Origin of the sequence: Streptococcus sp. 3.1 (genome assembly GCF_016648915.1) — a bacterium.
Lineage (GTDB): Bacteria > Bacillota > Bacilli > Lactobacillales > Streptococcaceae > Streptococcus > Streptococcus salivarius_E.
Genome location: NZ_JACLQV010000012.1, coordinates 32,842 through 56,942, shown reverse-complemented (window position 1 = coordinate 56,942; position 24,101 = coordinate 32,842). Strand labels below are relative to the sequence as shown.

General features: G+C 39.0%; 22 protein-coding genes. 14 read left to right on the top strand and 8 right to left on the bottom strand.

Annotation, left to right across the window (positions count from 1 at the left end; translation table 11 throughout):
• Positions 1-17: 17 nt before the first annotated feature.
• Together H7U02_RS07885 and pabB are read right to left on the bottom strand one after the other, a co-directional pair.
• Positions 18-1,160, bottom strand: coding sequence for a phosphoribosyltransferase domain-containing protein (locus H7U02_RS07885; RefSeq protein ID WP_201043101.1), 1,143 nt, complete (start codon positions 1,158-1,160; stop codon positions 18-20).
• 71 nt (positions 1,161-1,231) lie between these two features.
• Positions 1,232-2,950 (bottom strand): aminodeoxychorismate synthase component I, encoded by a 1,719-nt coding sequence (pabB, locus tag H7U02_RS07880; RefSeq protein ID WP_201041772.1) that lies wholly within the window; start codon positions 2,948-2,950, stop codon positions 1,232-1,234.
• A gap of 146 nt (positions 2,951-3,096) precedes the next feature.
• Between pabB and H7U02_RS07875 the strand changes: the two genes are divergently transcribed.
• The 3 genes from H7U02_RS07875 (at position 3,097) to metF (ending at position 7,008) form a co-directional block, all read left to right on the top strand.
• The gene (locus H7U02_RS07875; RefSeq protein WP_037600767.1) at positions 3,097-3,447 is read left to right on the top strand and encodes a hypothetical protein; all 351 of its coding nucleotides are present in this window, start codon (positions 3,097-3,099) and stop codon (positions 3,445-3,447) included.
• A gap of 252 nt (positions 3,448-3,699) precedes the next feature.
• Positions 3,700-5,949 carry a 5-methyltetrahydropteroyltriglutamate--homocysteine S-methyltransferase gene (metE, locus tag H7U02_RS07870; RefSeq protein ID WP_201041770.1) on the top strand — a complete coding sequence of 750 codons (2,250 nt, stop codon included), beginning with the start codon at positions 3,700-3,702 and terminating at the stop codon, positions 5,947-5,949.
• Between the two features lie 183 nt (positions 5,950-6,132).
• Positions 6,133-7,008 carry a methylenetetrahydrofolate reductase [NAD(P)H] gene (gene metF, locus H7U02_RS07865; protein ID WP_013990458.1) on the top strand — a complete coding sequence of 292 codons (876 nt, stop codon included), beginning with the start codon at positions 6,133-6,135 and terminating at the stop codon, positions 7,006-7,008.
• Positions 7,009-7,145: 137 nt separating this feature from the next.
• Here metF and H7U02_RS07860 read toward each other — a convergent pair whose 3' ends face one another.
• The 4 genes from H7U02_RS07860 to H7U02_RS07845 form a co-directional block, all read right to left on the bottom strand.
• Positions 7,146-8,864, bottom strand: a complete 1,719-nt coding sequence (locus H7U02_RS07860) for a phospho-sugar mutase (protein ID WP_037600760.1) — start codon at positions 8,862-8,864, stop codon at positions 7,146-7,148.
• 81 nt (positions 8,865-8,945) lie between these two features.
• Positions 8,946-9,518 (bottom strand): ECF transporter S component, encoded by a 573-nt coding sequence (locus tag H7U02_RS07855; protein WP_070438309.1) that lies wholly within the window; start codon positions 9,516-9,518, stop codon positions 8,946-8,948.
• 28 nt (positions 9,519-9,546) lie between these two features.
• Positions 9,547-10,092 carry a phosphopantothenoylcysteine decarboxylase gene (gene coaC / locus H7U02_RS07850; RefSeq protein WP_073686340.1) on the bottom strand — a complete coding sequence of 182 codons (546 nt, stop codon included), beginning with the start codon at positions 10,090-10,092 and terminating at the stop codon, positions 9,547-9,549.
• Positions 10,085-10,768: a phosphopantothenate--cysteine ligase gene (locus H7U02_RS07845; protein WP_110981460.1), complete on the bottom strand. Its 684-nt coding sequence runs from the start codon at positions 10,766-10,768 to the stop codon at positions 10,085-10,087. The genes coaC and H7U02_RS07845 overlap by 8 nt, the downstream gene beginning before the upstream one ends.
• A 193-nt stretch (positions 10,769-10,961) precedes the next feature.
• Here H7U02_RS07845 and H7U02_RS07840 point away from each other — a divergent pair, with 193 nt between their 5' ends.
• From H7U02_RS07840 to H7U02_RS07830, 3 genes are all read left to right on the top strand, one after another.
• Positions 10,962-12,632 carry a formate--tetrahydrofolate ligase gene (locus H7U02_RS07840; RefSeq protein ID WP_110981459.1) on the top strand — a complete coding sequence of 557 codons (1,671 nt, stop codon included), beginning with the start codon at positions 10,962-10,964 and terminating at the stop codon, positions 12,630-12,632.
• A 199-nt stretch (positions 12,633-12,831) separates the two neighbouring features.
• The gene (locus tag H7U02_RS07835; RefSeq protein WP_049546057.1) at positions 12,832-13,506 is read left to right on the top strand and encodes a response regulator transcription factor; all 675 of its coding nucleotides are present in this window, start codon (positions 12,832-12,834) and stop codon (positions 13,504-13,506) included.
• The gene (locus H7U02_RS07830) at positions 13,496-14,911 is read left to right on the top strand and encodes a sensor histidine kinase (RefSeq protein WP_110981458.1); all 1,416 of its coding nucleotides are present in this window, start codon (positions 13,496-13,498) and stop codon (positions 14,909-14,911) included. The genes H7U02_RS07835 and H7U02_RS07830 overlap by 11 nt, the downstream gene beginning before the upstream one ends.
• An 84-nt stretch (positions 14,912-14,995) precedes the next feature.
• On the opposite strand, the gene rpsT is transcribed toward H7U02_RS07830, so the two are convergent.
• Together rpsT and coaA are read right to left on the bottom strand one after the other, a co-directional pair.
• Entirely contained in the window at positions 14,996-15,232 is a 237-nt protein-coding gene (rpsT, locus tag H7U02_RS07825; protein WP_037597891.1) for a 30S ribosomal protein S20, read from the bottom strand.
• 69 nt (positions 15,233-15,301) lie between these two features.
• Complete coding sequence (coaA, locus tag H7U02_RS07820) at positions 15,302-16,222, bottom strand: type I pantothenate kinase (RefSeq protein ID WP_037597889.1); 921 nt, start codon at positions 16,220-16,222, stop codon at positions 15,302-15,304.
• Between the two features lie 112 nt (positions 16,223-16,334).
• Here coaA and H7U02_RS07815 point away from each other — a divergent pair, with 112 nt between their 5' ends.
• The 8 genes from H7U02_RS07815 to H7U02_RS07780 all read left to right on the top strand — a co-directional run bounded on the left by H7U02_RS07815 (position 16,335) and on the right by H7U02_RS07780 (position 24,084).
• Positions 16,335-16,925, top strand: coding sequence for a class I SAM-dependent methyltransferase (locus H7U02_RS07815; protein ID WP_110981457.1), 591 nt, complete (start codon positions 16,335-16,337; stop codon positions 16,923-16,925).
• On the top strand, positions 16,922-18,199 hold the full coding sequence (locus H7U02_RS07810; protein ID WP_110981456.1) for a pyrimidine-nucleoside phosphorylase: 1,278 nt from the start codon (positions 16,922-16,924) through the stop codon (positions 18,197-18,199). Before H7U02_RS07815 ends, H7U02_RS07810 begins: the two co-directional genes overlap by 4 nt.
• A gap of 33 nt (positions 18,200-18,232) precedes the next feature.
• Positions 18,233-18,895, top strand: coding sequence for a deoxyribose-phosphate aldolase (deoC, locus tag H7U02_RS07805; protein ID WP_022496692.1), 663 nt, complete (start codon positions 18,233-18,235; stop codon positions 18,893-18,895).
• Positions 18,882-19,280 (top strand): cytidine deaminase, encoded by a 399-nt coding sequence (locus H7U02_RS07800; protein WP_037600840.1) that lies wholly within the window; start codon positions 18,882-18,884, stop codon positions 19,278-19,280. Before deoC ends, H7U02_RS07800 begins: the two co-directional genes overlap by 14 nt.
• A gap of 67 nt (positions 19,281-19,347) precedes the next feature.
• Positions 19,348-20,412: a BMP family lipoprotein gene (locus tag H7U02_RS07795; RefSeq protein WP_277619197.1), complete on the top strand. Its 1,065-nt coding sequence runs from the start codon at positions 19,348-19,350 to the stop codon at positions 20,410-20,412.
• A gap of 115 nt (positions 20,413-20,527) precedes the next feature.
• Positions 20,528-22,066 carry an ABC transporter ATP-binding protein gene (locus tag H7U02_RS07790; protein WP_073689920.1) on the top strand — a complete coding sequence of 513 codons (1,539 nt, stop codon included), beginning with the start codon at positions 20,528-20,530 and terminating at the stop codon, positions 22,064-22,066.
• Positions 22,059-23,126: an ABC transporter permease gene (locus tag H7U02_RS07785; protein WP_073689919.1), complete on the top strand. Its 1,068-nt coding sequence runs from the start codon at positions 22,059-22,061 to the stop codon at positions 23,124-23,126. Before H7U02_RS07790 ends, H7U02_RS07785 begins: the two co-directional genes overlap by 8 nt.
• 1 nt (position 23,127) lies before the next feature.
• Positions 23,128-24,084: an ABC transporter permease gene (locus tag H7U02_RS07780; protein WP_004184107.1), complete on the top strand. Its 957-nt coding sequence runs from the start codon at positions 23,128-23,130 to the stop codon at positions 24,082-24,084.
• The last annotated feature ends 17 nt before the right edge of the window (positions 24,085-24,101 follow it).

Genomic DNA, 24,101 nt, shown 5'->3' with positions numbered 1-24,101 from the left:
TCCTATTTATATTTGTTTTATTGTTGGATAAAAATAATTTCTTGTCTTGAGTATGGCTGTAATTGTTCCTTGATGGAATCTTCAAAAGCCTTTGTCATTTCTTCGTAGACGACGATGTAGCGGTCAACTTCCTCAGTTACATTGTAAAGGTATGTTGATCGTTGGCTATCATATGCGCTAGGGAGATGAATAGCATTTTTGATGAGGTAATTATCCTCAGTTGAGATAGCTATAGGACTTCGTGTCGTTGAACGAACCTTCGCACCAATTTCTTGTGCAAGGAGAATTGGAAGCCACATATTTTCTTCAGTTCCGATTACTCTTACTTCATACGAGTCTCGATCTAGTGGGGAGTCATCTAACTTAGAAATGAGAGTCTCAAGAGACTTGCTGTAATTTCTGAATTCAGTTTGAGTTAATCCAAGACGTGGATTATTTTTAGAAGATAAGGTAACCTTTTCATTTTGATCCAAGTTGTTCTCGGGAAGACTCTGATAATCGATAGAAATGGTTGGAACATCATCCTTAAGGTGTCCCTTAATCAAGTAGATAGTGTCGATATTTTCTTCTTTATAAGTAGAAGCATGAGCCATATTTTGCCAGTTAAGGATGGAAGCCACTGCATACTTAGTTCTTTTATTCAATTTTTTAAATTCAGTAATGAAGTTAAGAATAGTATTTCCTGTCGTAATTTCATCTTCAATAAACAAAATAGTGTCATACTCAGGAATGACCTCACGGTAATACAATTTCTGATTTGTTGCGTGAGAATGTTCTTCTTCAAATGAAAGTGTTTGGATAGTTGTATCCAAATCTTCTCGAGTTGTTTGTAGGTAGAAAATGGCGTTTAGGTCATCATTTTCCAAACAAAAATGCATGATGGCTTGACCGATGGCAGTAGCAGTCTCGGCAAAGGCGATGATGAGTATGCGTTCTTGTGAACTTAAATGATCTTTAATTTGTTCGTAAAGTTCTTTAAAAAGCTGAATTGTTGTATTGGCTTGGCTAGGATAATGTTTAGCTTGATATTTATTAACAAAGAGATAGTCTCTTTTAGGATTCTTGTATCGTTTACAGATATGAATCAGATCATCTGGATTAAAGCTTGATTTATTTTCGATTATATTTACAAAATCATTTAGTTTTAATTGATAGGTCATATCAATACCTTTCTATGTAATGGTTCATTAGTTTACATATAGAATAGTAAAAATTGTACAGTTTTTTTGATTTATTTCTCCACCTTCAATTCATACAACCCTCTCACCGCATTACATCCGTAGATGGCCTGAGCCTGTTTCAGATCTTTTACAGTCAGGACCTTTTCTTTTAGCTTATTTTCAGCTATAAGACTTTGTCTGTAGATGCCATTTAAGAGGCCGAGGTGAACTGGTGGTGTGTAGAGTTGGTCTTCGATTTTAAGAACGATGTTACCGATAGAGGTTTCTAGGAGTTGTCCCTCGTGATTATAATAGATTTGTTCGTGAGGTTCGATACTAAGGTGAGGACGGTAACTTGTTTTAAAGAAGGTATAGGGGCTATCCAACGGATGTCTTTGCTCAACTAATCTTGCTTGGCAAAAGTCATCAGATAAGTTTGTTAATTGGCTATGTTCAAACTTCAGTTCACCATCTTTTTTAAGGGACAATTTAAGACGGTAGTCTGTGTTAAGGTCTAGTGATTGGCACAGAGCTTCGACTTGATAGTGCGCTTTTTCTGCATTGAAAGGATAGTCAAAGTATCGGCTACTCTCTTGTAAACGTTTTATATGCTCCTCCAGAAAGAGAAGTTTTCCTTGATGAATACGACCGGTAGAAATGAGATCAAATTTTGGGTTCTGACGGTATAGAACAGCAGCTTTTTGCTTGGTTTCTTCGTATTCGGATTCCCAGTTACTGTCCCAGGTAATCCCCCCTCCGACACCATAGATAGCCTTGGTTTCTTCCATTTGTAGTGTCCGAATGGCTACGTTGAAAATACTAGGTCCCTGTGGCACCAAGATTCCAATAGCTCCACAATAAACACCTCGAGGCTGTTTTTCAACCTTCTTAATAATCTCCATGGTTGCTATTTTTGGGGCACCTGTAATCGATCCACATGGAAAAAGGGCTTGGAAGACATCGCATAAACTTCTATTTGTCAGGAGTTGCGTTTCAATTGTCGAAGTCATTTGCCAAACTGTAGTGTATTGTTCAACTTGGCAAAGGCTCTTAACATCTTCACTTCCTATTTTAGAAATACGATTCATGTCATTTCTAAGAAGATCAACAATCATCATATTTTCAGAGCGATTTTTTTGGTCCTGAGCTAGCCATCTTGCTTGTGCAAGGTCAGTTTCAGTTGTTAAACCTCGATTGGTAGTACCTTTCATAGGACGAGTAGTCAACTTATCTCCATCTTTTTTAAAGAAGAGTTCTGGACTTATAGAAATGATAGAAACATCATCGTGCTGAATAAAGGCATTGTAATGGGCATTTTGCTCAACAACCAATCGATTGTAGATGGCAAAGGGATCAGCTGTCAGGTTCTGTTGAAGTTGAACAGTATAATTGACCTGATAAGTATCACCTTGTCGAATATGGTGGTGTATATGCTCAATAGCAGCCTTGTATTCCTCAGCAGAAGTTAGCTCTTGCCAAGACTTTGGTAAGGTAATAGGGTCATAAGTAAGTGGAATAGGCTCTGTTTGAACAGTTTCATGAACAGTGAAGTAGAGGAGATACTCAGACATTAATGGACCATCAATAACCTGAAATTTTGTCTCGAAGGCAGGGGCTGCTTCATAGGAAACATAACCTACTGCATAATAACCTTCATTTTGATAGGCTTCGAGTTCATCTAAAAGGGGTTTGACTTCCTTAATGTCCTTTGTTTTTAGTTCTTTAATGGCGTCTGTAAAGATTTGTCTGACACCAAGTTCTTTAAAATCAATAACAGTTTTCTTATGCATACTTAGAGTATAACATAAGAAGTTTCCCTCTGGTTCTTTTTCATGTTTTAATTATCTTTCTCAAAATTTTAACCAAAAATGAACTTTTCAGACAGTTTTACATATGTTATAATGATAGGGACTAAAAGAAGATTTTAGAGGGAAATATGACTGAAAAAAATAACTTTGAGAAGGGCAACAGCAGCCTTTCAAACAATAAAATGAAAAAAGGCACTTCTAAGAATTCATGGAAGCACCAGATGTACGAGCTAGAAATAGCTATTGCTAAAGAGTCAAGTAACAAAAAAAGAAATGAACTCATTAAACTTCATAATGGCTATATGAGTGAGTATGATAGCTTAAAGAAACAAATCATATGGTTAGCCGTTTTGGGAATTTGTTTCTTATTAGTATTGGCTATTTTTGGTTATTTTATTTGGAATAGTTACAATAGTGAGAATATGTCTTATACATCATCTTGGCTTCAAGAGAGGGTACTGAGCACTTATAGAGCTTAGTGTTCTAATCCTAGTAAATAATAGAGTCTCTAGACAAAAGTTTAGGGATTTTTTGATATAAAAAGGGATTTAGTAAGTTAATATATAGTTATTAGCTATAACAATATCTAAGCAAAAGGAGATAACAGAAGTCGGTAACCCTTTATTTTATAGGGTATAGTCTAAAACTATATATAGAGAAAACTAATAGCAATTATACAGCTACCCATTTCTTTGGTAAGATAGGTTCAACAACAAAGAGGAGGACACAAGATGTCAACTACTATCATTGGTTTCCCACGTTTGGGTGAATTCCGCGAATTAAAATTTACAACAGAAAAATACTTTAGAAATGAAATTACTGCAGATGAACTTTTAGCAGCAGCCAAAGACTTGCGTGCAAAACACTGGAATATTGTTAAAGAGAAGGGTATCACTGAAATTCCTTCAAATGATTTTTCACATTACGATAACTTCCTTGATGCAGCTTTCCTTTTCAACGTCGTACCTGAATCTGTTCAAAACTTGGATTTGACAGATCTTGAACGTTACTTTGCCTTGGCGCGTGGTTACCAAGGTGAAAAAGGGGATGTTCGTGCCCTTCCTATGAAAAAATGGTTTAATACTAACTACCATTACATCGTTCCTAAATTTGAAAAAACAACAGAAGTTAAACTTGCTGGTCACAAGATTTTTGATGAGTACCAAGAAGCAAAAGAATTGGGTCTTAATACACGTCCAGTTGTGGTTGGACCATTCACTTTCCTTCAATTGTCTGACTTTGAAGATGGTGTAAAAGCTGAAGACTTCGTAGATAGCTTTGTTTCTGCATACCAAGATGTTTTTGAAAAATTGGCAGAGCTTGGTGCTACTCGTATTCAACTCGATGAGCCAGCTCTTGTTAAAGATTTGACATCTGAAGAAAAAGCTCTCTTCTTGAACCTCTACAACAAGCTCTTGGCTGATAAGAAAGGCCTTGAAGTTTTGATTCAAACTTACTTTGGTGACGTTCGTGACGTCTATGCTGACCTTGTGAAATTGCCAGTAGATGCGATTGGTCTTGACTTTGTTGAAGGTAAGAAAACACTTGAATTGGTTAAAGGTGGTTTCCCAGCTGATAAGATTCTCTATGCCGGTATCGTCAATGGTAAAAACATCTGGCGTAACAACTACGAGAAGAGCCTCGCAATTCTTGAACAAGTTCCAGCTGAAAATGTTGTTTTGACAACCTCTTGCTCACTTCTCCACGTACCATTTACAACTGCTAATGAAGAATTTGAACCAGCTATTTTGGACCACTTCGCCTTTGCGGTTGAAAAATTGGGTGAATTGCGTGACTTGGATGCCATCCGCAATGGTCAAGGTGCAGAAGAACTTGCTGCTAACAAAGAACTCTTTGCGACTGAGCGTGTTGGTGAAAATGCTGAGCTTCGTGCTCGTATTGCAGGTTTGACTGAAGCTGATTACACTCGTTTGCCAGCGTTTGCAGAACGTGAAGAGATTCAAAAGGATGCTTTCAAACTTCCATTGCTTCCAACAACAACTATCGGTTCATTCCCTCAAACTAAGGATGTTCGTGCTAAACGTTTGGCTTTCCGTAAGAATGAATTATCACAAGAAGAATACGATGCTTTCCTTGCTGAAATCACTGATGAATGGATTAAATGGCAAGAAGAAGTTGGATTTGACGTTCTTGTTCATGGTGAGTTTGAACGTAATGACATGGTTGAGTACTTCGGTCAGAACTTGTCAGGTTACCTCTTCTCTAAAAATGGTTGGGTTCAATCATACGGTATGCGTGGGGTTAAACCACCAATCATTTGGGGTGATGTCACTCGTCTTAACCCAATCACTGTTAAATGGTCTAGCTACGCACAAAGCCGTACAGATAAACCTGTTAAAGGTATGTTGACTGGACCTGTAACTATCCTTAACTGGTCATTCCCACGTGAGGACATCTCTATTAAGGATTCAACTCTTCAAATTGCTCTTGCAATCAAAGACGAAGTGCTTGACCTTGAAGCTGCAGGCGTGAAAATTATCCAAATTGATGAAGCCGCTCTTCGTGAAAAATTGCCACTCCGTCGTAGTGACTGGTATGAGGATTACCTCGACTGGGCAATTCCAGCTTTCCGTTTGGTACACTCAACTGTAGCACCAGACACACAAATCCATACTCACATGTGTTACTCAGAATTTACAGATATCATCCCAGCCATCGACAACTTGGATGCTGACGTTATCTCATTTGAAGCTAGTCGTTCAAATCTTGAAATCTTGGATGAACTTAAAGCACAAAACTTCCAAACAGAAGTTGGACCTGGGGTTTACGATATCCACTCACCACGTGTCCCACAAGACGGTGAAATTGACCACACTATCGAAGCAATCTTGGCTAAAGTACCAAGTGGTAAAGTCTGGATTAACCCTGACTGTGGTTTGAAGACTCGCGGAATCAAAGAAACTAAAGAAAGCTTGATCAAGCTTGTAGAAGCTGCAAAAGCAGCTCGCGAAAACTTGTAAGCAGAAGTTATCATACGTTGAAGACCTTCTTCCTTAAGTGTAGAAGGTTTTCAATAGCTAATAATATTCTAAAGATTTTTGCAAGCAGGCTATGATTAACAAGTGTACGCTACTTATGAAGTCAGTAGACACTTAAAACTGCTTTTGTCTTAACAAAAATCTAAAAAGAAGAAGGTATAAAATATGACAAGCCAAACACCATCACTCTCTTTTGAAGTATTTCCACCCAACCCAGCAGTGGGTAATGAAAAAATTCTACGTGCCCTTGAGGATATGCAAGGATTGGCTCCACACTTTATCAGTGTGACAGCTAGTAATAACAAATATAATATCAAAGAGACGACGGTTCCTTTGGCAGATCATATTCAAAATGACCTAGCCATCCCAACGATTGCCCACCTTCCGGCTATCTATTTGAGTAAAGAAAAGGTTGCTGATACCTTACGTGACTTGGATGCTGTTGGTGTACACCGTATCTTAGCCCTACGTGGTGATATCATTCCTGGTGTGGAACCTCTTAAAGACTTTAGATATGCCACTGATTTGATTGAGTTTATTAAGGAAGAAGCTCCTCAATTTGATATCATCGGTGCCTGCTATCCTGAAGGGCATCCAGATTCGCCAAATCAAATCTCTGATATCCAAAACCTTAAGAAAAAGGTTGATGCAGGTTGTTCTAGCCTTGTAACTCAACTCTTCTTTGACAATGAACGTTTCTATGATTTTCAAGATAAATGTACCTTGGCTGGAATTGATGTACCAATTCATGCGGGTATTATGCCTATTTTGAATCGTAACCAAGCCCTACGTTTGCTTAAGACTTGTGAGAATATCCATTTACCACGTAAGTTCCGTGCCATTTTGGATAAGTATGAGCATGATCCTGAGTCACTTAGAGCGGCAGGTCTTGCCTATGCTATTGACCAGATTGTCGATCTTGTTACGCAAGATGTTGCAGGCGTTCACCTCTACACCATGAATAATGCAGAGACCGCTCGTCATATTCATGGAGCTACTCATTCCTTGTTTAAGCATCATTCACAAGTTAGCGCTCTATAATTAAATCATAAAACTACCACCTATAGATTAGTCTATAGGTGGTTGCTTGTTTCGAGTAGTAAAATGGGTGACTTGCTTACAATCCTAGTATTGTCGTGTATAAAAAAGACTTAGAGCTTAGCTCTAAGTCTTAAATATTATTCGCCTACGAAAGCATTGATTTCTGCTTCGATATTAGCAATTTTTTCTTTAGCATCTGCTTCAGATTCACCAACTGTAGCGATGTAGAATTTGATTTTTGGTTCTGTACCTGAAGGACGAACGGCAAACCATGAATCATCAGCCAAGATGTATTTAAGCACGTTACTTGGAGGAGTTGTCAATTTTTCAACGCCGTCAGCAGTAGTAGCTGTTTGTTCCAAGAAGTCTTCTGTCTTAGCAATGTCTGTGTTGTTGAATTGTTTAGGAGCATTACCACGGAATTTATCCATGATTTTCTTGATTTCAGCAGCTCCGTCAACACCTGAGAGGGTAACAGAGATTGTTTTTTCTGCGAAGTAGCCGTATTGTTTGTAGATTTCTTCGATACCATCTGCCAAAGTCATGCCACGTGAGCGGTAGTAAGCTGCGATTTCAGCAACGATAAGAACAGCTTGGATAGCGTCTTTGTCACGTACGAATGGTTTGATGAGGTAACCGAAGCTTTCTTCGAAACCAAGCATGTAAGTGTGGTTGTGTTGTGTTTCAAATTCATGGATTTTCTCACCGATAAATTTGAAACCAGTCAAGACGTTAAACATAGTTGCGCCGTAGCTTTCTGCAATCTTAGTCACCAACTCAGTTGATACGATTGATTTACAGAGGGCAGCATTTGCAGGAAGTGTACCAGCTGTTTTGTGAGCTTCAAGAATATATTTAGCAATGATAGCTCCGATTTGGTTACCAGAAAGGTTGAGGTAAGATCCATCTGGTTGGCGGATTTCAACACCAAGGCGGTCAGCATCTGGGTCAGTTGCAACCAATACATCAGCGTCTACTTTGCGACCAAGTTCTTCAGCAAGAGCAAAGGCAGCTTGGTTTTCAGGGTTTGGAGATTTAACAGTTGAGAAGTCAGCATCTGGAACAGCTTGAGCTTCAACAACTTGAACAGCTTCAAATCCAGCTTGTGCAAGAGCACGACGAGCCAACATTTCACCAGTACCATGAAGTGGAGTGTAGACAATCTTCATGTCACGACCGTATTCATTGATCAAGTCTTGGTTAATGTTAACGCCTTTCACTTCTTTCAAGTATTCAGCGTCGACGTTTTCACCGATAACTTCAATCAAGCCGCTAGCTTTGCTTTCTTCAAGGTCAGCCAATTGCACAGTGAAAGGATTTTCGATAGCACGGATGTAATCTGTCAAAGCATCAGCATCTGCAGGTGGCATTTGTCCACCGTCTTCACCATAAACCTTGTATCCATTAAATGGAGCAGGGTTGTGGCTAGCTGTTACCATGATACCAGCAAATGTGTGGAGATGACGAACAGCAAATGACAATTCAGGTGTTGGACGTAGGCTTTCAAATACATAAGATTTGATACCGTGAGCAGCCAAAACTTGAGCAGATTCAAAAGCAAATTCTGGAGAGAAGTGACGGCTATCGTAAGCGATAGCAACACCACGTTTTTTAGCTTCTTCCCCTTTTGAGTCAATCAATTGGGCCAAACCTTCAGTTGCTTGGCGAACAACGTAAATGTTAATGCGGTTAGTACCAGCACCAATCAATCCACGCATACCAGCTGTACCGAATTCAAGGTTGGTATAGAAGGCATCTTCTTTCGTTTTTTCATCCATTGCGACCAACTCATCACGAAGGTAAGCAGGCAATTCAGCGAAGTCGAGCCATTTTTGATAATTTTCAGTGTAAGACATAGCAATCTCCTTTATATTTTTAAACGCTTACATTATACCATAATTAAAAGAAAAAAACATGGTAATCACCATGTTTTTTCTTTATTTTTTCAATCTTAATAACACAGGTGTGATACTTAGGGTTAGCAGGCCAGCGATAATCATTTCAGCAATCGAATTTGTTGTGAAAATGGTTGCCATTAGTGTTTTTCCACCCGCTGTGTAGAAGTTAGGGATTAAGAAGTAGATGCCAATAAGTACGAAAAATGTATTTGTGAAAGCACCTAAAACCCCAGATAGAGTCAAACCTAGACGGTTTTGAAGTAACTTGTAGACAAAGTAAGGGAAAATACCGATTAGGATGCGAGGGACGATGGCAATGACTGCAGATGCCCAAGTTCCCCCTTCAACAAAGGGACTAAAGAGATAGCTACTAACCGTATAAATGATTGTATTACGAACAATACTCATAATTCCCATGAAACCACCCAAATAGGCTCCAATTTTAGGACCATAGACGATACTAGCAATAATAACTGGGATGTGCGTTAGGGTTGGTTTAATTGGAAGTACAAAAGCGGCAAAGATGGTTTGACTAAGTACTTCGATAACAACCATAGTCGCTATCAAGAGCGCTAACTGCGCTGTTTGGTTTGCTTTATTTTTCTTATTCATCATAAACTCCTTTTTATTCTCTACAAGGTTATTTTGTTAAAGCATTGTTAATGGATTCAATAATGTCATCGATATCAGCTAAGGCACCGCGTCCCGTATCTCCACAAGCCAGTAAACCTGATTTTGGAAGAATTTCTTGGTAGCCAAGGTCATGCAAAGTATCTAAATTTTTCCTAGTCAGTGGATTTTCATACATTTTCGTATTCATTGCAGGGGCAATTAGTTTTGGGGTAGTGCTAGGTAAAGCTAAAGCAGTAGCAGTAAGCATATTATCGGCCATACCATGTGCTAATTTGGCAATGGTATTTGCTGAAGCTGGAACTACAATAAAGAGGTCAGCTTCTTTTCCTAAGTCAATATGATTAATACCTTCAGCTAATTTTTCTTCCATGACATCAGTGTGAACGGGGTTCTTCGAGAGAACTTGAAGTGTCAGAGGGGTGATAAAGGCTTGAGCAGCTTCAGTCATAATGACGTGAACATCATAACCTTTTTTCTTTAACCTGCTTGTTAGATCGGCTGCTTTATAGGCAGAAATTGATCCTGAAACAGCAAGGATGATACGTTTAGTCATGGCATATCCTTTCAAATAAAGCTCGAGCAATTGCAGCTTTGGTCCTAACCTTCTCCTCGCTTTTTTCGTCAACTAGATAGGCGATATGTTGATCTGGAGAAATATCACTCAAGTCGTTTGCGACAATGATATCTGCTTTGTTGCGTCTTAGACTTGCACGAGCAACCTCAAAAAGCTCATCTTTACTTACATTAACCAAAAGTTTGAAGCCAATTAACTGAATAGTAGGGTTCCATTGTTTAACAAGGCTAATGACCTTCGGTGTTTTTTTAAGAAAGAGAACTTGATACTCTGAAGCTGAAGATATCTTGTTCTCAGTGTTAGACTTATGCAAGAATTGAGCGAGATCTTCAGTAGCCTCTAATTCAGCGAAATCCGTCATATAAACAGGCGTATAATCAGAGACTGCCATACTATGGATGAGAACATCGTGCTCTTTGACGAGTGGCTCCATTTTTTTGAGAAGACTATCTACGTTCGTAATTTCTGTAATCTTTAGATTTTCTTTCGGTTCTGGTTTAACCGCTGTCTTGGTCGTTACTAAGGTTACTTGGTGCCCCTTAGCCAAGAAAAGTTCAGCAATTTCCTTACCTAGATAACCTGTTGAATGGTTTGTGATTCCACGTACAGCATCAATCTTTTCAGTGGTACCACCCGATGTAATCAAAATTTTCATAGTAGTATTGTACTAAAAATTGAGTCTTTTGTAAATAATAGTAGGTATTTTTGGGGTGTACCCCTATAAATTAAAGTTATAACGATTTATAACAAAACAAAAACCGAACATTGAAAAGTAATTAACCAAAAATAATGCGTTTTTTATCAAACTCTGATATAATATATTCTAGAAAAATATAGAGGAGTGTCTCATGAAAACAGATATCGAAATTGCTCAAAGTGTAGAATTAAAACCAATCACAGAAGTAGTTGAAAAAGTTGGAATCGGCTTTGACGATTTGGAACTCTACGGAAAATATAAGGCAAAATTGTCATTTGATAAGATCAATGCAGTCAAAGACAATAAGCCAGGAAAATTGATTTTGGTGACAGCTATCAACCCAACACCAGCTGGTGAAGGGAAATCAACCATGTCAATTGGTCTTGCAGACGCTCTTAACAAAATTGGTAAGAAAACAATGATTGCCCTTCGTGAACCATCTCTTGGTCCGGTTATGGGAATCAAAGGTGGTGCTGCAGGTGGTGGTTACGCTCAAGTGCTTCCGATGGAAGATATCAACCTCCACTTCACAGGGGATATGCACGCTATTACTACAGCGAATAATGCTTTGTCAGCCCTTCTTGACAATCATATTCACCAAGGAAATGCTCTCGGCATTGACCAACGTCGTATCATTTGGAAACGTGTGGTTGACCTTAATGACCGTGCGCTTCGTCATGTAAACGTTGGTCTTGGCGGACCACTTAATGGTATTCCACGTGAAGATGGTTTTGATATTACTGTTGCGTCTGAAATCATGGCGATTCTTTGCTTGGCTACTGATATTAATGACCTTAAAGAACGTTTGGCAAATATTGTAGTTGCTTACCGTTATGATCGTACACCAGTTTATGTACGTGATCTTGAAATTGAAGGTGCGCTTACCCTTATTCTTAAAGATGCCATCAAACCAAACTTGGTACAGACAATTTATGGGACACCAGCCTTGGTACACGGTGGTCCATTTGCCAACATCGCTCACGGATGTAACTCAGTTCTAGCTACAGCTACAGCTCTTCGTTTGGCTGATTATACGATTACTGAAGCAGGTTTCGGTGCTGACCTTGGTGCTGAAAAATTCCTTGATATCAAGACTCCAAACCTCCCAACAACTCCTGATGCCGTTGTTATTGTTGCGACACTTCGTGCTCTCAAAATGCACGGTGGGGTAGCCAAAACTGACCTCTCTGAAGAAAATGTTCAAGCTGTTCGTGATGGCTTCGCTAACTTGAAACGTCATGTGGAAAACGTTCGTAAATTCGGTCTTCCTGCAGTCGTTGCTATTAACGAGTTTGTTGCTGATACAGAAGCTGAAATTGCAGCCCTTAAAGAACTTTGTGCAGAAATCGATGTTCCTGTTGAATTGGCTAGCGTTTGGGCTAATGGTGCTGATGGTGGTATTGACCTTGCCAACGCGGTAGTTGATGCTGTTGAAAATGGTAATGCCGACTATAAACGTCTTTATTCTGATGATGATAGCTTGGAAGCAAAAATCACTAAGATTGTTACTGAAATCTATGGTGGTAAATCAGTTGTCTTCGAGAAAAAAGCTAAAAACCAACTCAAGCAATTTGCCGAATTTGGTTGGGATAAATTACCAGTATGTATGGCTAAAACACAATATAGTTTCTCAGATAACCAATTCTTGCTTGGAGCACCAGAAGGTTTTGATATCACTATTCGTGAGTTTGTTCCTAAAACAGGTGCTGGATTTATCGTGGCTCTTACAGGTGATGTTATGACCATGCCAGGCCTTCCAAAAGCTCCAGCAGCCCTTAAAATGGACGTTTCTGAAGACGGAACAGCTGTTGGTTTGTTCTAAGAAAAAATAACGATAAGAGGGCAGTACCTATTGGTGCTGTTTTTTCGTTCCAGTTATGAAAAACTTAAGGAAAGTATAGTAGACTGAATCTAAATAAAAGAAGATCAAAGCACTAGATGATTATGTGTATTTTAGATATAATGATAAGACTTAGTCAAAGTGTTCTTTAGATCTTTGGCACCTAGCAAGGGGGATAACTATGATTAAAATATTACTAGTTGAAGATGATTTGAGTTTGTCCAACTCAGTTTTTGATTTTTTAGATGACTTTGCTGATGTTATGCAGGTCTTTGATGGTGATGAAGGCCTCTACGAAGCTGAAAGTGGCGTCTATGATTTGATTCTTTTAGACTTAATGTTACCTGAAAAAGATGGTTTCACTGTTCTTAGAGAATTACGTGATAAAGGTGTAACAACTCCTGTACTTATCATGACTGCCAAGGAAAGTCTAGACGATAAGGGACATGGTTTTGAACTTGGTGCGGATGACTATCTAACCAAACCTTTCTACTTAGAAGAGTTGAAGATGCGTATTCAAGCACTTTTGAAACGCTCTGGTAAATTTGACCAAAACACACTTTCTTTCGGTGATGTTCGTGTCAATCTTGCTACAAATTCAACCTTTGTGGGTGATAAAGAAGTAGAACTTCTTGGTAAAGAGTTTGATTTATTAGTTTATTTCTTACAAAATCAGAATGTGATCTTGCCTAAGTCACAAATTTTTGACCGTCTTTGGGGATTTGATAGTGATACCACGGTATCGGTTGTTGAAGTATATGTTTCTAAAATTCGTAAGAAACTTAAAGGAACAGACTTTGCTGCCAACCTCCAAACCTTGAGAAGTGTGGGGTACATTTTGAAGAATGCTGACTAAATTTTTCAATTATCTCTTTAGGAGAATGAAGTCAGAAGGATTTAAGTCTTTTATTCATTTCTTTGCTACTTTTTCTGGTATTTTCCTTGTCATGACTGTCATGATTTTGCAGATTCTGAGTTACGGTGTTTATTCCAATGTGGACTCTAGTCTGAAAATGGCAGCAACTAAGACCAATTCTTATTTAGAAATGGAAATGCTAAAACGGGAACTTTTTCTGACTTCTGAGGTAGATCAAAATAATACGACAACCATCTACCAAGCCTATGATACTAAAGGGTCGACAGATGAAACACCTGACTCGAGTGGCTCTAAAAAAGAATCTAAGAAGAGATCAAAGATGGAAGATGCCCCTCACGATTTATCTGTTGCGGCGAATACCAGTGTCTTAGTGCTTGATAAGAATGGAAAAGTCCTCAATGTCGTTGACAAATTTTCTAGCTTATCCAATTTACCAATAGATAAAAATAACATTGATGTTATTAGCAAGGGAAGCGCTCAGAATTATTTCGATCAAACCGAAAAGTATCGCCTGATTACTGAAAAAGTAGATAATAGTCTCTATCCTGATGCTAAGTACCTTGTTATTGCGATTAATACAACTCAATTGGAAGAAGCCACTGAACGTTATGTCAAGCTCATTGTCATCATGATGAGTTTCTTCTGGCTCCTATCTGTTGCGGCTAGTATGTATTTGGCCAAGTGGTCAAGACGTCCTATCCAGGAAAGTCTGGAGAAGCAGAAGGCTTTTGTTGAAAATGCCAGTCACGAGTTACGGACACCGCTTGCTGTGATTCAAAACCGATTAGAAGTTCTTTTCCGCAAGCCTGAGAGCACCATTTTAGATAATTCAGAGAATATTGCTTCAAGTCTTGATGAAGTACGTAATATGCGTCTGTTGACGACAAATCTCTTGAACTTGGCTCGTCGTGACGATGGTATTAAGCCGGAAATCGAAACCTTAGAACCTGCTTTCTTTGATACAGTATTTACCAATTATGCTATGATTGCTGAAGAAAATGAGAAAGGTTTCACGGGTCAAAACCAAGTTAGTCGTCCAATCCATACTGATAAAACGCTATTGAAGCAGCTAATGACCATATTATTTGATAATGCTATTAAATATACAGAAGATGATGGACATGTTATCTTTACAGTTCGCACTAATGACCGACATCTTTATATTTCGGTAGCTGATAATGGTCCTGGTATATCAGATAGTGATAAGAAAAAAATCTTTGATCGCTTTTATCGAGTAGATAAGGCTAGAACTAGACAAAAAGGTGGGTTTGGACTGGGCTTATCACTAGCGCAACAAATTGTTTTAGCTCTTAAAGGAACAATTGTTGTCAAGGACAATCATCCGAAGGGGACTATTTTTGAAGTTAAAATCACTGGAGTTTAATTAATAAAGAAAACCTGCTAGCCTATGGTCTAGCAGGTTTTTATGTTATAAGGTAATAAAAAAACTCCTAAATGGAGCTTTCAATTAGTTAGCCAATTTAGCTGCAAGACGTGATTTATCGCGGCTTGCTTTGTTTTTATGAATCAAACCTTTAGAAGCGGCTTTATCGATGCTAGCAGATGCAGCACGATAAGCTTCTTCAGTTGGGTTAGCGTTGAATGCTTTGATAGCAGTACGCAAAGCTGATTTTTGAGCTGAGTTTTGTTCGTTTTGTTTAACGTTAAGTTCAGCGCGTTTGATAGCTGATTTAATATTTGCCAATGTTTTCACCTCCAAAATTTATCTAACTATGTCATTATACGTTATTTTAGACCCCTTGGCAAGCTTTTTCTATTTTTTTAAGTGGATGAAGTCGATTTTATGATTGTCTCCCTTATGAAGAATCAGTTCGGCTCGGCTTCGTGTAGGTTCGATATAATTTTCCAGGTTAACCAAATTGATATCACGCCAAGTTTTTTGTGCTAAAGATAAGGCTTCATCTTTACTGAATTTAGTGAAACGATGGTAATAGTTATTTTCATCTTTCTTGGCGAGCTCAAGAAGGGTTTGAAAACGTTCGAGATACCATGATTCGATATTATTAACTTCAGCATCAATGTAAAGAGAAAAATCGAAATAGTCACTCATGTAGAGTCTTTGGTTAATAGGATTCTGGAAAACATTAATCCCTTCGACAATCAAAAAATTGGGCTGTCTGATTTCTTGTGTAAGACCTGGTACAATATCATAAATTTCATGGGAGTAAACAGGAATATTGACATCACCACCATTTTTTATAGTATCTAAAAAATTGAGAAGAAGCGGCATATCGTAGGATTCAGGGAAACCCTTACGGTTAAGGATGTCTTTTTCTTTCAAGACTTGGTTAGGATAGAGAAAGCCATCGGTTGTTACAAGTTCAACCTTAGATTGGGGGAAGGTACGTTGTAACAAGAGTTGAAGCAAACGACTGGTAGTGGATTTGCCAACAGCAACTGAACCAGATACCCCAATAATAAATGGACGATTAGTCTGTGATTTTTGTAAAAAGATACTCTTAGAAAAGGTTAAATCATTGGCCGTTTTCTGATAGATACGAATGAGATTGATAAGGGGAAGATAAATATCACTAACTTCTTGCACATCGATCTTGTCATTAAGGCTACGAATGGAATCAAGTTCTTCCGCAGTCAATGGGGCATTACCTTCTTTATGAAGGCGTTGCCACTCCTTACGTGATATCGTTTCGAAATTGATAAATTCATTTAACATAGCTAACATTATAGCAGAAAAAAAGCCGGAATGTAAGCCTTATCATATCACTAGCCTTACTTTGGTATTTATGATACGATAAAGGGAAAAGACTATCTAGAAGGAAAAAATAATGTCAAAAATGTATTATGCTGAGACGCCAGATGCGGCTCACGATATTCATGATTTAAAGGTAAATTTGTTAGGAGAAAGTTTTCAGTTTTATACGGATGCTGGGGTTTTCTCTAAAAAAATGATTGATTATGGAAGTCAAGTGCTTTTGAGTGCATTAGATTTGGAAGCTGGAAACACACTATTAGATGTGGGCTGTGGCTACGGTCCTCTTGGTATTAGTTTGGCCAAGGTACAAGGAGTCAAAGTCACAATGATTGACATCAATAGTAGGGCAATTGATTTAGCGAAACAAAATGCTGAACGAAATAAGGTTGAAGCTACTATTTTCCAATCGAATGTCTATGAAAATGTTACTGGAAGTTTTGACTATATTATTTCTAATCCACCTATCCGTGCTGGCAAGAAGGTGGTTCATCAAGTTATTGAGGAGGCATATGATTATCTCAATCAAGGTGGTAACCTAACTATTGTTATTCAGAAAAAACAAGGAGCTCCGTCAGCTAAAGCTAAGATGGAGGATGTGTTTGGTAATGCTGAAGTCGTTAAAAAGGATAAAGGATATTATATCCTTAGAAGTGAGAAAATATGAGAACCGTTGATTTAATTGAAAAGAAAAGAGATGGAGGCGAGTTAAGCACAGAGGAAATTTCATATCTCATTAATGGCTATGTGTCTGGGAAAATTCCAGACTATCAGATAGCTGCACTGGCGATGGCAATTTATTATCAAGGAATGTCTATTCGTGAAATCCATGATTTGACCACTGATATGGTTGCTTCAGGTGAACAATATGATTTGTCGGAAATTCCAGGTGTTAAGGTAGATAAACATTCGACCGGTGGTGTTGGCGATAAGGTAACCATCATCCTTATGCCACTTGTAGCTAGCTTTGGTGTTCCAGTAGCTAAGATGAGTGGTCGTGGTCTTGGACATACAGGTGGAACGATTGACAAATTAGAGTCTATCAAAGGCTATCAGGTTGAGCGTAGCAAGGAAGAGTTCATTCAGCAAGTTAAAGACATTGGAATTTCCCTCATTGGTCAGTCTGAGCATTTAGTTAAGGCTGATAAACTTCTTTATGCCTTGCGTGATGTCACTGCAACAGTAGATTCCATTCCTCTAATCGCAAGCTCTGTTATGTCCAAAAAGATTGCAGCAGGCGCTGATAAGATTTTACTGGATGTTACTGTTGGTCAAGGCGCTTTTATGAAAAATATGTCTGACGCTGAGAAGTTGTCTGAAACCATGGTTGCACTAGGTCATGAGGTCAATCGTGAAACGATTGCAGTTATTACAGATATGAGCCAGCCACTAGGTAAGGCTATTGGTAACCGTTTAGAAATCACAGAGGCTATTGAAATTATGCAAGGTAGGGGACGTGAAGATATCACTGACTTTATCTGTGAGTTGGCTGAGATTCTATTAGATTTAGCTCAGGTTGAAGCTAGTCAGGAAGAGATTCGTCAGCACTTAGTGGGTGGAAAAGCTCTTGCTAAGTTTGAAGAACTCATTCAAGCTCAAGGTGGTGATTTGACCGATCTTTATCGTCATACCAGTGCTCCTGTCGTGACAGATATTCATGCTCATGAAACAGGTTACATTAAAGAGTTACCTGCTATGGCATTTGGGAAATTTGCCATGCAATTAGGAGCAGGTCGAGCTACGAAGTCAGATAGTCTTAATTATGAAACAGGAATTGTATTTGAAAAGAAAGTTGGCGATTCTGTGACTCAAGGAGACCTTATTGCCAAGGTCTATAGCCAAGAAATTTTATCTGAAAAAATGCTGACTGAATTCGAAAAAAATGTTATTATTGGTAGAGTGTGTAAAAAGCCAAATGAAATATTAAAAATTATTTCTTAGGCCTTAATCCAAATCTAATTAAGGAGTTTGTTTATGTCTGTTAATAGCTATATTGACCATACCTTACTAAAAGCTGATGCTAATAAAGAACAGATTCTTTCCTTAATTGATGAGGCTAAGAAGTATGAGTTTGCCAGCGTCTGTGTTAATCCAACTTGGGTCAAAACGGCAGCTGAATTGCTAAAAGATAGTTCTGTTAAAGTTTGTACGGTTATTGGTTTTCCTTTGGGAGCATCGACCTCAGCAGTTAAGGCTTTTGAAGCCAAGGATGCTATTTCCAATGGGGCGGATGAAATTGATATGGTAATCAATATCGGTGCTCTTAAATCTAGAAATCTTAAATTAGTTGAAGACGATATTAAAGCTGTTGTTGAAGCTAGTGGAAGTAAACTTGTAAAGGTTATCATTGAAACTTGTCTATTGACTGATGAAGAAAAGGTCGAAGCTTGCCAATTAGCAAAACTGGCAGGTGCAGATTTTGTGAAGACATCTACAGGTTTTTCTACTGGTGGTGCTACCATTGAAGATATTGAACTTATGCGAGAAGCTGTGGGTCCTACTATGGGAGTCAAGGCATCTGGTGGAGCACGTACACTTGAGGCGGCTCAAGCCTTTATCAGAGCTGGTGCAACCCGTATTGGTACTTCGTCAGGAGTGGCCATAATGAAAGGGCAAGAAAGTCATGACAGTTATTGAAAAAGAGCAAGTGATAAATGCAGCACAAGAGGCAGCTGAAAATGCCTATGTTCCCTACTCTAAGTTTAGAGTTGGTGCGGCTTTGATTACAAAAAATGGAGAAATCTTTCAAGGCTGCAATATAGAAAATGCCTCTTTTGGATTGACCAATTGTGCAGAAAGAACGGCTATATTTAAAGCGGTATCTGAAGGACACCGTGATTTTGAGTGTCTCGCTGTTTACGGTGATACCAAAGAGCCTATATCACCATGCGGTGCATGTCGCCAAGTGATGGCTGAGTTTTTTAAATCCGATTCTAAAGTGATTCTTATCGCTGAAGATAAATCGACAGTCGAGATGACAGTCGGAGAGTTGTTACCATACTCTTTTACAGACTTACAATAGTCTAGTTGTTTTATTCTTTATTAAGCAAGTTTTCTTGCAAGTTATAGGAGGAGTGTTCAAGATGAAATTGAACAAGAAAATTATCGGTCTTGGCCTTGTTGCTGTAGCAGCACTTGGTCTTGCAGCATGTGCTCGTGGCGGACGCGGTGGATCATCAGCTGATTCTAAAGTTAAAGCTGCTATCGTTACAGATACTGGTGGGGTAGATGATAAATCATTTAACCAATCAGCATGGGAAGGTCTTCAAGCTTGGGGTAAAGCTAACAAACTTGAAAAAGATTCTGGCTACAATTACTTCCAATCTGGTTCAGAGTCTGACTTTGCAACAAACTTGTCTTCAGCACAAAGTCAAGGCTACAATCTCATCTTTGGTGTTGGTTTTGCTCTTCATGATGCAGTAGCAGATGCAGCTAAAGAACACGAAGATGTGAACTATGTAATTATTGACGATGTTATTAAAGACCAAAAGAACGTTGAAAGCGTTTTGTTTGCCGATAATGAAGGTGCTTACCTTGCAGGTATCGCAGCAGCTATGCAATCAAAAACAAATAAAGTTGGTTTCATCGGTGGTCAAACATCAGACACAATTACACGTTTTGAAGCTGGTTTCACAGCTGGTGCTAAGTCAGTAAAACCTGACATCGATGTACAAGTTCAATATGCTGAATCATTCTCTGATGCAGCTAAAGGGACAACAATCGCTTCAACAATGTATGCTTCAGGCGTTGACGTAATCTACCAAGCTGCTGGTGGTACTGGTACTGGTGTCTTCACAGCTGCTAAAGAAGTTAACGAAAAACTTGATGCTGAAAGCGATAAGAAAGTATGGGTAATCGGTGTTGACCGTGACCAAACAGCAGAAGGTAATTATACATCTTCAGACAAGAAAAAATCTAACTTTGTTTTGACTTCAACAATCAAACAAGTTGGTACAGTTGTTAAAGATATTGCTAACGGACAAGTCAAAGGCGATAAATTCGAAGGTGGTAAAACTAAGACTTACGGTATCAAAGACGGTGGTGTTGACATTGTAACGTCTAATCTTCCTTCAGATATCAAAGATGCAGTAGAAAAAGCTAAAGAACAAATCAAGAATGGTGAATTGAAACCAACTGATGGTCTTAGCAAATAATAGTTAAGTATAAGTCTTTATAGAACTTAGACTGAGACAAATTTTTGTCTCAGCAAAGGGAAGCAGTTAATGATTCCCTTTGCTGAAATAAAAATTATTCTTGGAAGGAGATTGTATGACGAAGCCAAATGTCATTGAGATGCACGATATTACCAAAAAATTTGGTGAATTCGTGGCAAATGACCATATCAATCTTGATGTGAGACAAGGAGAGATCCATGCCCTCCTCGGTGAAAATGGTGCAGGTAAGTCAACTTTAATGAATATGCTTTCAGGTCTTTTGCAACCTACGAGCGGTACCATTAAGGTTACAGGACAAGAGGTGACGATTGATTCACCATCTAAAGCAACGAAACTGGGGATTGGGATGGTTCACCAACACTTTATGTTGGTTGAAGCTTTTACAGTTGCTGAAAATATCATCCTGGGTAGTGAGGTAACTAAAGCAGGTGGTGTCCTTGATATGAAGAAGGCTATCAAGGAAATTACTGAACTCTCTGAAAGATACGGTCTTGCGGTAGATCCAACTGCCAAAGTTGCAGATATCTCTGTTGGTGCTCAACAGCGTGTTGAAATCCTTAAGACTTTGTATCGTGGGGCTGATATTTTGATCTTCGATGAGCCGACTGCGGTATTGACTCCGTCTGAAATTACTGAACTTCTAAACATTATGAAGACCTTGGTTAAGGAAGGCAAGTCGATTATTCTGATTACCCATAAGTTGGATGAAATTCGAGCAGTTTCTGACCGTGTCACTGTCATTAGACGTGGTAAATCAATTGATACGGTAACGATTGAAGGGTCAACAAATGCTGACTTAGCCGAAATGATGGTTGGCCATCAGGTTTCCTTCAAGACAGAGAAAATTCCTTCAAATCCAAAAGAAGTTGTTCTTTCTATTAAAAATTTGGTGGTTAACGAGAACCGAGGAATACCTGCTGTAAAAAATCTGTCATTAGATGTTCGTGCTGGTGAGATCATCGGTATTGCCGGTATCGATGGCAATGGTCAGACAGAACTTGTCCAAGCGATTACAGGACTTCGTAAAGTTAAGTCAGGTGATATTACCATCAAGGGTGAATCTATTATTCATAAGACAACTCGTCAGATTACTGAAATGAGTGTTGGCCATATTCCTGAAGATCGTCACCGTGATGGTATGGTCCTTGAAATGACAGTTGCTGAAAATATCGCTCTTCAAACCTACTACAAAGAGCCAAATTCTAAGAATGGTATCTTGAACTATAATGTCATCAATGCTAAAGCGCGTGAATTGATGAAAGAATTTGATGTTCGTGGTGCAGGAGAGTTAATTGCTGGTGGTGAATTGTCAGGTGGTAACCAACAAAAAGCTGTTATCGCTCGTGAGATTGACCGTGACCCAGAACTTCTTATTGTAAGTCAACCAACTCGAGGTCTTGACGTTGGTGCCATTGAGTACATCCGTAAACGTATTATCGCAGAACGTGATAAAGGTAAGGCTGTGATTGTTGTCAGCTTTGAATTGGATGAAATTCTTGATATGTCAGACAGAATTGCGGTTATCTATGATGGTGCAATTCAGGGAATTCTAGATCCTGCTGAAACGAATAAGCAAGATCTTGGTATTCTTATGGCTGGTGGACAATTGAATAAGGAGGAAGCAAATGTCTAAAAAAGTACAAAATTGGGCAGTTCCTTTAATTGCTGTCCTCTTGGGAATGCTGATTGGAGCCGTTTTGATGTTGATTTTCGGTTACGATCCATTCTGGGCTTACTATGATCTTTTCACAACGGCCTTCGGCTCATTGAAAAATATTGGTGAAATTCTTCGTGCCATGAGTCCGCTGATTCTGATTGCACTAGGATTCTCTGTTGCATCTAAGGCAGGTTTCTTTAACGTTGGTTTGCCAGGACAAGCCTTGGCAGGATGGGTTTCTGCCGTATGGTTTGCTTTGTCATTCCCTGACTTACCAAAGGTGATTTCAGTTATCTGTACAGTCATAATCGGTCTGGTTGCAGGTGGTATCGCTGGGGCTATTCCAGGTATTCTCCGTGCTTACTTGGGAACTAGTGAGGTCATTGTTACCATCATGATGAACTACATCATTTTGTATGTAGCAAACAATATTATTCGCTTTGGATTTACAGCTGAAATGTTGCGTTCTTCAGAAGCTTCTAACAAGGTTGTAGCCTCAGCTAGTTATCAAACGGAGTACTTATCTCAAATAACTGGTGGTTCGCGTTTCAATATTGGTTTCTTCCTAGCTCTTGCGGCTGCCTTCTTAGTTTGGTTCTTGCTTAAGAAAACAACAACTGGTTTTGAAATTACATCTGTAGGTCTTAATCCTCATGCTTCAGAGTATGCAGGGATGTCATCTAAACGTGTTATTATCATGTCAATGATTATCTCAGGTGCTCTATGTGGTCTTGGAGGAACAGTAGAAGGACTTGGTACATTCCAAAATGTCTTCGTTCAAAACGCTTCATTGGCTATCGGTTGGAACGGTATGGCGGTTGCGCTTTTAGCGTCTAACTCACCTATCGGTATCCCATTTGCCGCCCTTCTTTATGGTGTTTTGTCTATTGGTAAGAGTGGTATGATTGGTGTTCCACCTGAAATTATCGATGTTGTTTCAGCCTTGATCATCTTCTTTGTTGGTGCTAATTACATCATTAGATATTGGGTTCGCCCTCGTCATAAATCAGTGAAAGCTAAAGGAGGACAAAACTAATATGGACTTTATTACAATTATAGCCTTAATCGTTGCCTCTATGTTGAAATATTCAGCACCATTGATTTTTACAAGTATCGGTGGAACTTTCTCTGAACGAGGCGGTATCGTAAATGTCGGCCTTGAAGGAATTATGGTAATTGGTGCTTTCGCAGGTGTTCTCTTTAACTTGACTTTTGCAGAAAGTTTTGGAGATGTGACACCTTGGATTGCTGCGATTGTAGCAGGTCTGGTTGGTGTTCTCTACTCATTGCTCCATGCTGTTGCGACAATTAACTTCCGAGCTGACCATGTTGTCTCTGGTACAGTGTTGAACCTTATCGCACCATCTTTGGCAGTATTCTTGACACGTGTTCTCTATGGTGCTGGTCAAACACCTGCTATCAGTCATAACTTTAAGACTGTATCCTTCCCAATCTTGGATCATATCCCTTTCTTGGGTAAAGTTTTCTTCACTAATGTTTCTTTGGTAGCATATGTTGCTATCTTGGTTTCAGTAGCATCATGGTGGCTCATCTTTAAGACTCGCTTTGGTTTACGACTTCGCTCAGTTGGTGAACACCCACAGGCAGCAGATACACTTGGAATTAACGTCTATCGTATGCGTTACTATGGCGTCATGATTTCGGGCTTCCTTGGTGGTGTTGGTGGTGCGGTTTATGCACAATCAATCTCAAACAACTTTGCCGTTACAACAATTGCAGGTCCTGGTTTCATCGCCTTGGCTGCTATGATTTTCGGTCGTTGGAGTCCAATTGGAGCTATGCTCTCAAGTTTGTTCTTTGGATTGTCACAATCATTGGCAATCATTGGAAAACAGCTTCCACTCATTTCACATGTACCAAATGTGTATTTGCAAATTGCACCATATATCTTGACAATTATTGTCTTGGCTGCTTTCTTCGGTAAAGCCGTTGCACCTAAAGCAGATGGTGTTAACTATATCAAATCTAAATAGGCACTCTACAGTGTCTC

Excerpts from the sequence above, each read along its gene's own strand:
- H7U02_RS07830 (WP_110981458.1), top strand. The coding sequence starts at position 13,496 with ATGCTGACTAAATTTTTCAATTATCTCTTTAGGAGAATGAAGTCAGAA.
- H7U02_RS07855 (WP_070438309.1), bottom strand. The coding sequence starts at position 9,518 with ATGAATAAGAAAAATAAAGCAAACCAAACAGCGCAGTTAGCGCTCTTG.
- coaA (WP_037597889.1), bottom strand. The coding sequence starts at position 16,222 with ATGTTAAATGAATTTATCAATTTCGAAACGATATCACGTAAGGAGTGG.
- metE (WP_201041770.1), top strand. The coding sequence starts at position 3,700 with ATGTCAACTACTATCATTGGTTTCCCACGTTTGGGTGAATTCCGCGAA.
- metF (WP_013990458.1), top strand. The coding sequence starts at position 6,133 with ATGACAAGCCAAACACCATCACTCTCTTTTGAAGTATTTCCACCCAAC.
- coaC (WP_073686340.1), bottom strand. The coding sequence starts at position 10,092 with ATGACTAAACGTATCATCCTTGCTGTTTCAGGATCAATTTCTGCCTAT.
- H7U02_RS07810 (WP_110981456.1), top strand. The coding sequence starts at position 16,922 with ATGAGAACCGTTGATTTAATTGAAAAGAAAAGAGATGGAGGCGAGTTA.
- pabB (WP_201041772.1), bottom strand. The coding sequence starts at position 2,950 with ATGCATAAGAAAACTGTTATTGATTTTAAAGAACTTGGTGTCAGACAA.
- H7U02_RS07840 (WP_110981459.1), top strand. The coding sequence starts at position 10,962 with ATGAAAACAGATATCGAAATTGCTCAAAGTGTAGAATTAAAACCAATC.
- H7U02_RS07860 (WP_037600760.1), bottom strand. The coding sequence starts at position 8,864 with ATGTCTTACACTGAAAATTATCAAAAATGGCTCGACTTCGCTGAATTG.
- H7U02_RS07815 (WP_110981457.1), top strand. The coding sequence starts at position 16,335 with ATGTCAAAAATGTATTATGCTGAGACGCCAGATGCGGCTCACGATATT.
- H7U02_RS07800 (WP_037600840.1), top strand. The coding sequence starts at position 18,882 with ATGACAGTTATTGAAAAAGAGCAAGTGATAAATGCAGCACAAGAGGCA.
- deoC (WP_022496692.1), top strand. The coding sequence starts at position 18,233 with ATGTCTGTTAATAGCTATATTGACCATACCTTACTAAAAGCTGATGCT.
- H7U02_RS07785 (WP_073689919.1), top strand. The coding sequence starts at position 22,059 with ATGTCTAAAAAAGTACAAAATTGGGCAGTTCCTTTAATTGCTGTCCTC.
- H7U02_RS07790 (WP_073689920.1), top strand. The coding sequence starts at position 20,528 with ATGACGAAGCCAAATGTCATTGAGATGCACGATATTACCAAAAAATTT.
- H7U02_RS07885 (WP_201043101.1), bottom strand. The coding sequence starts at position 1,160 with ATGACCTATCAATTAAAACTAAATGATTTTGTAAATATAATCGAAAAT.
- H7U02_RS07875 (WP_037600767.1), top strand. The coding sequence starts at position 3,097 with ATGACTGAAAAAAATAACTTTGAGAAGGGCAACAGCAGCCTTTCAAAC.
- H7U02_RS07780 (WP_004184107.1), top strand. The coding sequence starts at position 23,128 with ATGGACTTTATTACAATTATAGCCTTAATCGTTGCCTCTATGTTGAAA.
- H7U02_RS07845 (WP_110981460.1), bottom strand. The coding sequence starts at position 10,768 with ATGAAAATTTTGATTACATCGGGTGGTACCACTGAAAAGATTGATGCT.
- H7U02_RS07835 (WP_049546057.1), top strand. The coding sequence starts at position 12,832 with ATGATTAAAATATTACTAGTTGAAGATGATTTGAGTTTGTCCAACTCA.